The organism is Methylomonas koyamae (assembly GCF_001644025.1).
GTDB classification, from domain to species: Bacteria; Pseudomonadota; Gammaproteobacteria; order Methylococcales; family Methylomonadaceae; genus Methylomonas; species Methylomonas koyamae_A.
In genome coordinates, this window is record NZ_LUUK01000060.1 from 1 (window position 1) to 9,348 (window position 9,348).

Sequence of the window (9,348 nt, forward strand, 5' to 3'; positions counted from 1 at the left end):
CACCGTGAAGAACTGGTTTAGCAACGCCAGTTACCGGATTGAGCAAATTGCTTTTGCCAACGGTACTGTAATGACCAATGTCCTGGTCGGGACGGATGGGAACGACGTACTGTCCACCGCTGGCGGAAACGACTACCTATTGGGTGGCCTGGGTGCCGATACTTTAACCGGCGGACTGGGCAACGACGTTTACATGCTGGATAACCCCGGCGACGTGATTATCGAAAATGCCGGCGAAGGCAACGATAGCGTTATTTCCAACATGAGCTACAGTCTGGCGACTAACCCCAATCTCGAAAATCTGACGTTGACGGACACAGCGGCGATAACGGCGACCGGCAATTTACTGGATAACCTGTTGTCGGGTAACTCGATCAACAACACTCTGAGCGGCGACGCCGGTAACGATGTGTTGAAAGGTCAAGCTGGTGACGACACCCTTTACGGTGGTAGCGGCAACGACACCTTGTACGGGGCGGATATCACGGATACTGCACCGGCTACTTTGATCAACCAATTGGAGATCAGTGCAAAAGCCAATCTGTTGAACGACGGTGTCGGGGCTAAGATGGACGTTTACATCGACGGCGTCCTCAAAACATCATTTAGTGTGACCAATACCGCGAGTTATCAAAGCTACACGGTGGATCCCGCTTTACTGGGTGTTAGCGCTAGACGTATCGATGTAGCCTTCAGTAATGACGCGACAGTCGCCTCGCCTGTGCAGGATCGAAATCTGTACATTGGCTCGATCACCGTTAACAGTCAAACGATCACATCGTCCGCTAATGGCGTGATTCTCGACATCGGTGCCGGAACGGCTGCTTTCGACGGCAAAAATCTGATTGCGGGACAGGCAGTGCTACCATGGAACGCCGCGTTACGTTTTAATCTGGAGGGGAACGATTTGCTGGACGGCGGAGTGGGAGCGGATACGATGCGAGGTGGACTTGGGAATGACTTGTATCTCGTAGACGATGCCGGAGATGTGATTATCGAGTCTGCCGACGGTGGCATTGATCGGGTGCAGGTTGGTTTTAGTTACGATTTAAACCACGCGGCCAATGTAGAAAATTTAACCTTAACAGGCTCGTTAGCGGCGAATGCAACCGGTAACAGTTTGGACAACACCCTGATTGGCAACTCGGGTAACAATCGCATCGACGGCGGGCTCGGCGTTGACCGAATGGAAGGCGGTTTAGGCGATGATACGTTTATCGTCGATACCGTTGGCGAAGTCGTTGTTGAAGCGGCCGGTGGTGGCAGCGACACCGTCGAAACGTCGATTTCTTTGACTTTAGGTTCGAATGTTGAATACCTGACACTCACCGGCACTGCTGGCATCAACGGCACCGGCAATACCTTGGACAATCGGCTTACCGGTAACAGTGCCGCCAACAGCCTCTCCGGCTTGGCCGGCAACGATACTCTGGACGGACAGGGTGGCGCGGATACGTTGACCGGCGGCACTGGCAACGACACCTACGTTCTGGGCCGGGGCTACGGTGCCGACACCGTGGTCGAGAACGATGCGACGGTGGGTAATGCCGACGTGGCCCAGTTCCTGACCGGCGTGAGCGCCGACCAGTTGTGGTTCGTCCATGCGGGGAACAACCTGGAAGTCAGCATCATCGGAACGTCGGATAAGCTGGTCGTGCAAAACTGGTATATCGGCAGCGCCAACCACGTCGAGCAGTTCAAGACCACGGACGGCAATTTGACCTTGCTGGATAGTCAGGTCGAGAGTCTGGTGTCGGCAATGGCGGCCTTTGCACCGCCGTCGTCGGGCCAAATCACGTTGCCGACTAATTACCAAACCGCGCTGGCGCCGGTGATTGCGGCCAACTGGCAATAAGCGGCGTTAGCGTGCCCGATCCCGAGGTCAAGCAGCTTGGGGATCGGGCGTTGGGGCGCCGGCTTTGGTTGGATGCGTTCCCGATGAGTTCCTTGGTTCCGCGCTCGATTAGGTGATTTCGAACTGGTATGAATGACGCTCGGTGCTGTTGAGCGCCGCCTCGTTTGTGGGAAGGAAAAGGAATGGAAGCGGCCGCTGTTTTGACGGGCTTGTTAGTCCCGCCGCCGTAACCGATCCAGCCATCCAAGCTGCGCCGGCAAACACACCGTGTTGAGATCGTAGCGCTCGATCACCGTTTGCCGGGCGTTGTGCCGCATGGCGGCAAACCCCGCCGGCCCCGCTTTTAAACCTTCGATGACTCGTTCGGCAATCTCACTGGGCGAGAAGAAATCCACCAACCAACCGTTATCGCCGTCGCGAATCACTTCTTGCACCGGCGCGGTATTCGAAGCCACCACCAGGCAGCCGGCGGCCATCGCTTCCAGCACCGACCAGGACAACACGAAGGGATAGGTCAGGTAGACGTGGACCCTCGATAGTTGCAGTATCTTCAGAAAGGTCGGATACGCCACCTTGCCCAAAAAATGCACCCGCCGCCCATCCAGCGCGTCGCCAAGTTCTGCCTGTAACTGTTGACGATAGGTCTGCCCCGGCGGCAGGCGCTTGCCGTAACTGACCTCATCGCCGCCGACGATCACGATCCGTGCCTGGGGCCGGGCTGCCAGGACGGCCGGCAGACTGCGCATGAAGCTGGGAAAACCGCGATAGGGCTCCAGATTGCGGGCCACGTACGTGACGACTTCGTCGGCCCGGCTCAACGTCAGCCCGGCTTGCGCCAGGGATAAGGCCGCATCCGGATTCGGGCGGACGATGCTCGTGTCGATGCCGTCGTGGATGACGTGCAATTTGTCGTGGTAGCCGGTCGGATAGCGCGATTTCTGCCAGTGAGTGGGACAGAGTCCGGCATCAACCGTATCCAAGGCCAAATAATTACCCAGATTCTTGGTCCGCAAGCGCGGCCCGTCGTCGAAGGCGGTCGGCTCGTTCGGATCGAAACCGACATCGGCGCCGCTCAGCCGGTAAAAGAACTCGAAGTAACCCAGCAGCGGCGATTGCGGGAATACCTCCTTCAAATACCAGATTTCGCCCCAACCGTTATGACCCAGCATCAAATCCGGTACGAAACCGGCCCGTTTTAAGTCCAGGGCGGTGCGGGCAACACTTTGAGCGTTGATCACCGCCGTTTCGGTTTCCCGCAAATATTGGTGAACGCTGTGCGATCGTGCCCGGTGCGGTCGGTAGACCATTTTCCGCACGCCCGGCAGTTCGCCTTCCGAACGTTGGGTGATAAACACGACTTGATGGCGGGGATCGGCGGCCAGATGGGCGGCCAAGTGGCGATACTGGCCGGGGAAATTTTGATGGACGAATAGGCATTTCATCGGAGCTTAGCGCTTGATGTTGGGTTGTTTGCGGTGTGTGTCGTCGTTTGGCGGATCAGCGAATACCGTTCTATGGCGTTCATCACTATTTGGCGCTGATAGCCGGCCGACCGTTTCCATATCGCCCTTCAGCCTGCTCGATCAGGTCCCGTCCCAACAAACCGCTGCTGGTGAACAAGCGCAAGCGAGCCGCTCGCCAGTCGGCGAGGGTGCGCAGGCGTTCCTGACGGGCGTCGGCCAACGCGGTCTGGGTATTCAGCAGTTCCAGAATGTCGGCGGCGCCTTTGTCGTAACGCCGCCGGGAGCTGTCGACCGCGGCTTGCGCGCTGTCCAGCCAAGTCGCCGAATAGCTGAGGTTGCGCAGCGCGGCTTCGGCCTCGGCGTGGGCCTTGACCACATCCAGCAGGGTCTGCCGCTCGGTGTCGGCCAGTTCGGCCGCGCGCTGCTCGGCTTGGGCCTGAGCGCCGCGGATTTTGTAGGTGCGGACAAAGCCTTCGAACAGTGGGATGGTCAGATTGATACCGATAGTTTCCACTCTCGTTTGGTTTTGCGACAGGGCTTGATTGGGGTAGCCGTTTTGATAGGCGTTCAGGCTAAAGTCCAGCGTCGGCAAACCTTCGGCGCGGGCCTGCACGATACGTTCCTTGGCGGCTTCCCACTGGGCTTGGGCCGCGACGATGGCCGGATGGCGGCGCTGGGCTTCGGCCAGCCAGGTTTGCAAATCGCGGCCGTCTTGGGCCAGCGTCTCGCCGGCCACCGCCGTGTCGACGTTGTCCGGCAAATTCAGTAGCGTTTCCGGCGCGATACCCATCGCCTGGCGCAGTACCGCCAAGGCCTTGCGGTAGTCGCCGTCGGCCCGGCTGCGTCCCAATGCCGCCTTGGCCAGGGCGGTTTCGGCTTGCAGGGTATCGCTACGGCCGCTGACGCCGCCGGCCTCGCGGCGGCGGGCGCTCGTCAGGGTCTGGCCGGCCAGGGCCTCGCTATCGGTCTTGGCCTGCCGTTGGGCGTTGGCGGTTTGGGCGTCGAAATAGGCTTGAATCACGCCGTCCAGGATGCGTTGAAACACCGCGTCTTGATTGGCCAGCGCTTGGGTCAATAGCCAGTTGGCCGCGGCCAGATTAGCCGAACGGCCGCCGAAGTCGAACAACCGCCAATTCAGGTTGCCGTACAAGGTGAAACCGTCGGTTTCGTTGGACGGCGCGTTCGAGCCGGGAAATTGGTAATAGCTGTTCAAATGGTTGACCGCACCGTTCACGGTCGGCCAATATCCGGCTTTGGCCACGCCGAGATTGGCGGCCTGGATTTTGAGTTCGGCCCAGGCGGCTTGGGCTTGCGGATGATTGCATAGCGCCAGATCGACCGCGTCGTCCAGCAGCAACGGCGTTGCGAAGTCTTTTTCAACCGGACAGACGATGCTTTGCCGGTCGCCCGGCAACACCGCGCCCTGCGTCAGCACTGGCGGCCGGGTATTGAGCGGATCGTCGAGCACGTCGGGAATGTTGGGTACGGGGGATAGATCAACACTTAGGGCCAACTTGGGCATTAGGCCCAGCGCCACACTCAGCGCCAATGCCGTGGCCGAACGGCCTGGGCGGCACGCTGTTCGCACCGTTTTGGCGTTAACGCTCACGCAAGCTTTCCCGGCCGTGCTGCAACAGCGGCGTCAACACGTATTCGATGACCCGGCGCCGGCCGGTTTTGATGTCGGCCTGGATCGACAAGCCGGGCGACAGCGCGGCATCATGGCCGTCGACCGCCAGCGTGGCTTGGTCGAGGGCGATGCGCACGCTGTAGATCAAGCCTTTTTTCTCGTCTTGAATCGCATCGCGCGACACGTGGGCCACCTGGCCAGTGACGGTGCCGTATTTGGTATAGGGGAAGGCGTCGATCTTGACTTCGGCGCGTTGGCCTTCCCGAACGAAACCGATGTCTTTGTTTTCCAGGGTAGCTTCGACTTCGACCGTACTGTCTTGCGGCACCAATTGCAGCAGCGGCTGGGCTGCGGCGACCACACCGCCGACGGTATGCGCGGCCAGTTGCAGGACGGTACCGGCCACCGGGGCGCTCAGCTTCAGCAAGCGGCCGTGGGCGTCGGCGCGGGCAGCGTCCTGGTCGGCGTCGCTGGCCAGTTTGCCGGCTTGGGTGCGTTCGTCGAAGGCCAATTTGCGAGTCTCGGCAATCAGCGCGGCGCGCTGGTTTTTGGCGCTGTCCAACTGGCCTTGCAGCTCGATACGGGCTTGTTCCTTTTCCAGGTAGGCATGCGGGGCGACGTCGTGGGCCTCGGCCAAGGCTTGAAAGTCGCGGGCTTGTTGCGCGGCCAGCGGCAGCGCCGCGGCGTAGCGGGCGATGTCGCCGTCCAGGCGCTGCCGCTTGGCGATGAAGTCGCGGTATTGGCCCGCCAAATGCGCCAACGCGGCTTGGTATTTGGCCGCGGGTACCTCGGCGGGACAGGCGAAGGCCGGCACCTTGCCACGGTCGATGGCGTCGATCAAGGCACCGGCCCGCGCCTCCTGCAAGCGGGCTTCGATGTAGTTGGCCCTGGCCTTGTCGCGTTCGGCGTCGAAGGCGTTGCTGTCCAGGTCCAGTAACGGGTCGCCTTGCTTGACGAACTGGCCTTCGCGCACGTAAATCGCGGCGACGCTGGCGGTATCGACCGAGGCGATGGTCTTGGTACGGGCGCTGGGGATGATTTTGCCGGCGGCGTTGACGATGATGTCCACTTCGCCCAGACAGGCCCAGGCCAGCGTCGCGGCGACCAACGCCATCAACAACCAGGCCACGCCGCGGCCCAGCGGCGACACCGGTTTGGCCTGCAAGGCCAGCGCCGCCGGCAGAAACTCGGCTTCGTCGGCGAATAATGGCGGGCGATCCAGCTCTCGCCGCCGTTGCCAGAAGTAGCGAAAGGTATCGCGGTAACGGCGCCACAGTTCGGCGTAGGCTTGCAATCGGTGGCGCAGGCTCATGCGCCGGCCTGCTGCAGTTGGTACAAGTGGGCGTAGATGCCGTTCGGCACCTGCAGCAAGGCCTGATGCCGGCCGGTTTCGGCAATCTGGCCGCGTTCCATGACCACGATACGGCTGGCGTCACGCACCGCCGACAAGCGGTGGGCGATGATCAACACGGTACGGCCCTGGCAGATACGGCGCATATTGTCCTGAATCACTTTTTCCGATTCGTAGTCCAAGGCGCTGGTGGCTTCGTCGAAGATCAGGATGCGCGGGTTGCCGATCAGTGCCCGAGCGATGGCGATGCGTTGGCGCTGGCCGCCGGACAAACCGGTGCCGTGTTCGCCGACCAGGGTGTCGTAGCCTTCCGGCAACTCGCAGATGAACTCGTGGGCGCCGGCTAGTTTGGCGGCTTCGATGACGGCTTCGAACGGCAAGGCCGGGTTGACCAGGGCGATGTTGTCGCGAATCGAGCGGTTGAACAGGGTATTTTCCTGTAATACCACGCCGATTTGCTGGCGTAGCGACGCGGTGTCGACGATGCCGATGTCGTGGCCGTCTATCAGCACTCGGCCGCGGTCCGGGACGAACAGACGCTGCACCAGCTTGGTCAAGGTACTTTTGCCGGAGCCGGAGCGGCCGACGATGCCGATCACTTCGCCCGGCGCGATCTTTAAATTCACTGCGCGTATCACGTCCGGCGCATCCGGCCGGTAGCGGAACGAGACTTGGTCGAATTCGATGGCGCCGGCAATGCGCGGTAACCGGGTCTTTTGGCCCATGATTTCGCTACGGGTGTTGAGAATATCGCCCAGGCGGCGCATCGAGATGCCGACTTGTTGAAAGTCGTTCCACAGCTGCGCCAAGCGCAAGATCGGCGCCGAGACCTGACCGGACAGCATGTTGAAGGCCACCAGTTCGCCGACGGTCAACTGGCCGTCGACCACCAGCGTGGCGCCCAGCCACATGATGGCGGCGGTCACCAGTTTGCTGATCAGGTTGACGCCGCCGCTGGCCAACGTCGCCGCCTGCGTCACCGCCAGGCCGGCGGTGACGTAAGCCGCCAGTTGTTTCTCCCAGTGCTGGGTCCAGCGCGGCTCGACCGCCAACGCCTTGACCGTATCGATGCCGCTGATGGTCTCGACCAGAAAGGCTTGGCTTTCGGCGCTGCGGTTGAACTTCTCGTCCAGGCGGGTCCGAATCACCGGGGTGAACGCCACCGACAACAAGATATACAGCGGTATCGATACCACGACGATCAGGGTCAGCCACGGGCTGTAGTACAGCATCACGCCGATGAATATCACCGAGAACAGCAAATCCAGCAACAAAGTGATGGCATTACCGGTCAGAAACGAGCGGATATTCTCCAGCTCGCGGACTCTGGCGACCGAATCGCCGACCCGGCGCGCCTGAAAATAAGCGGTCGGCAGGGCCAGCAAATGCTTGAACAAACGGGCGCCCAGTTCCACGTCGATCTTACTGCTAGTATGAGCAAACACCCAAGTGCGGATGCCGGACAAGGCGGCTTCGAACAGCATCGCACCGATTAAGCCGATCGCAATCACGTTCAAGGTCTTCATCGCGTGGTTGACCAGCACCTTGTCCATCACCACTTGGAAAAACAGCGGCGTGACCAGGCCTATCAGTTGCAACACCAGCGAAATCAACAGCACTTCGCCGAACAGCTTGCGGTACTTGATCAGGGCGGGAATGAACCAGGTGAAATCGAATTGCGCGGCCTCGCCGGCATAGCTGGCCTTGGAGGTGAAAAACAGCAGTTCGCCGGTCCAGCATCCTAGCAGCTCGGCCAACGTCAACACCGCCGGCGGCTCGCCGGGGCGCTGGATCAGGACTTTGGCGTCGGCGTTTGGCGAGCGCTGATTGCCGGCCGGCTGGCCGCCCGGAGCCGAAACCACGGGCGCCGGCACCCCGGCATCGAATTTGGCCAGGATGAAGTAGCGGCCGTCGATGTCCTTCGCCATTGCCGGCAACGGCGCTAACGCTAAACGTTGCGGGTCTTGCCGGCGCAACTGGGCGGTCAAGCCCACCCGTTGTGCGGCCAATTGCAAGGCTCGGTGGTCGAAACGGTAACGCCCCTCGCGATCCGCCACCAACATCGGCCCAAACTCGTGGCGCAAGGCCGCTTCGTCGGCGGCCACGCCGTGGAAGGCGGCAATCATTAATAACGCGGCTAGTCCGGTGTCCAGGCCTGGAGAGTTTGGATTCGCTGATGTCATTGCGAGTAGCCGGTTAGAACCGGCACGTTTATCAGTGGGAAAACACTGAATACACTGACGGAGCTGACGAATCGCAAATCGAACACGGGCATCCTTGACTAGAGGCGAATGAAATACAGGTTGGTAAATTTGAGCTTTGTCGCTAACGGCAAGCCCGTTCTGCGAAAAGACCGGGCAAATCTAGTCTGCGTTGCGGCATTTGTCTAGAGGAACGGGTTGGCAATGTGTGGGAGCGCCAAGATTGAAAGATCGTCAGTGATTACACAGTGAAATTGAGTATAGGCGCCACCAGCTGTTTTGGAACAGGAATCACTGGTGGGTTTGCGGTCGGAATGGGTGGCGGCTTTAATCGGAATATGCACTTATTATACATTAATTCAGCCATTTCGGGTGGCGAGGCTAATGTGACAAAGTAGAATTAAGCCGGCTAATGCCGGATCTGGGTGCATTTAAAGGCCTGCACGGCAAACGGTTCGTGTTGGACATCGACCACACCGGGCAGATCGCATCGCTGGTTATGGCGGAGGATGAACATGGCTAACTTCGTGTTCGACATCAGCATTGTGGAAACGGATCCGGGTCATCCCGAGTCCCCGTTTTCGCCGCCGGACGATTGGACGGGAAGCCTCGAAGATTATCGCGGTTGGCTGAGAACGCAATTCAAGGCAAGCCCCTGGGTAAGACAACGATTGGCCATTGCGGCCAGGCGGTACTAACTCAAGGAACCGTTAGACGTTCGAGGTCGATTCGGCTCAATCTTGCCGTCAATCCTAACCTCCATGCTGGAAAAAATACGCGCCGAACCCTCGTTCGACGAATAACCACCCTACCCCCTTTCGAATCCGTCAGGGGGTAGTTTTAACCGG

General features: G+C 60.0%; 5 protein-coding genes. 1 reads left to right on the forward strand and 4 read right to left on the reverse strand.

Translation table 11 applies throughout. The features are described 5' to 3' along the window. On the forward strand, positions 1-1,855 hold a 1,855-nt coding region (locus A1355_RS05725), incomplete at its 5' end, for a calcium-binding protein (protein ID WP_064025896.1). Between the two features lie 212 nt (positions 1,856-2,067). On the opposite strand, the gene A1355_RS05730 is transcribed toward A1355_RS05725, so the two are convergent. From A1355_RS05730 to A1355_RS05745, 4 genes are all read right to left on the reverse strand, one after another. Next, positions 2,068-3,297 (reverse strand): glycosyltransferase family 4 protein, encoded by a 1,230-nt coding sequence (locus A1355_RS05730; RefSeq protein ID WP_064025898.1) that lies wholly within the window; start codon positions 3,295-3,297, stop codon positions 2,068-2,070. 85 nt (positions 3,298-3,382) lie between these two features. Continuing rightward, positions 3,383-4,927 carry a TolC family protein gene (locus A1355_RS05735; RefSeq protein ID WP_197471728.1) on the reverse strand — a complete coding sequence of 515 codons (1,545 nt, stop codon included), beginning with the start codon at positions 4,925-4,927 and terminating at the stop codon, positions 3,383-3,385. Continuing rightward, positions 4,917-6,260, reverse strand: coding sequence for an HlyD family type I secretion periplasmic adaptor subunit (locus A1355_RS05740; RefSeq protein ID WP_064025902.1), 1,344 nt, complete (start codon positions 6,258-6,260; stop codon positions 4,917-4,919). The genes A1355_RS05735 and A1355_RS05740 overlap by 11 nt, the downstream gene beginning before the upstream one ends. Beyond that, complete coding sequence (locus A1355_RS05745) at positions 6,257-8,482, reverse strand: type I secretion system permease/ATPase (protein WP_064025904.1); 2,226 nt, start codon at positions 8,480-8,482, stop codon at positions 6,257-6,259. Before A1355_RS05745 ends, A1355_RS05740 begins: the two co-directional genes overlap by 4 nt. Positions 8,483-9,348: the final 866 nt, after the last annotated feature.

Coding starts and splice junctions, on each gene's coding strand:
- A1355_RS05745 (WP_064025904.1), bottom strand. CDS start 8,482: ATGACATCAGCGAATCCAAACTCTCCAGGCCTGGACACCGGACTAGCC.
- A1355_RS05740 (WP_064025902.1), bottom strand. CDS start 6,260: ATGAGCCTGCGCCACCGATTGCAAGCCTACGCCGAACTGTGGCGCCGT.
- A1355_RS05730 (WP_064025898.1), bottom strand. CDS start 3,297: ATGAAATGCCTATTCGTCCATCAAAATTTCCCCGGCCAGTATCGCCAC.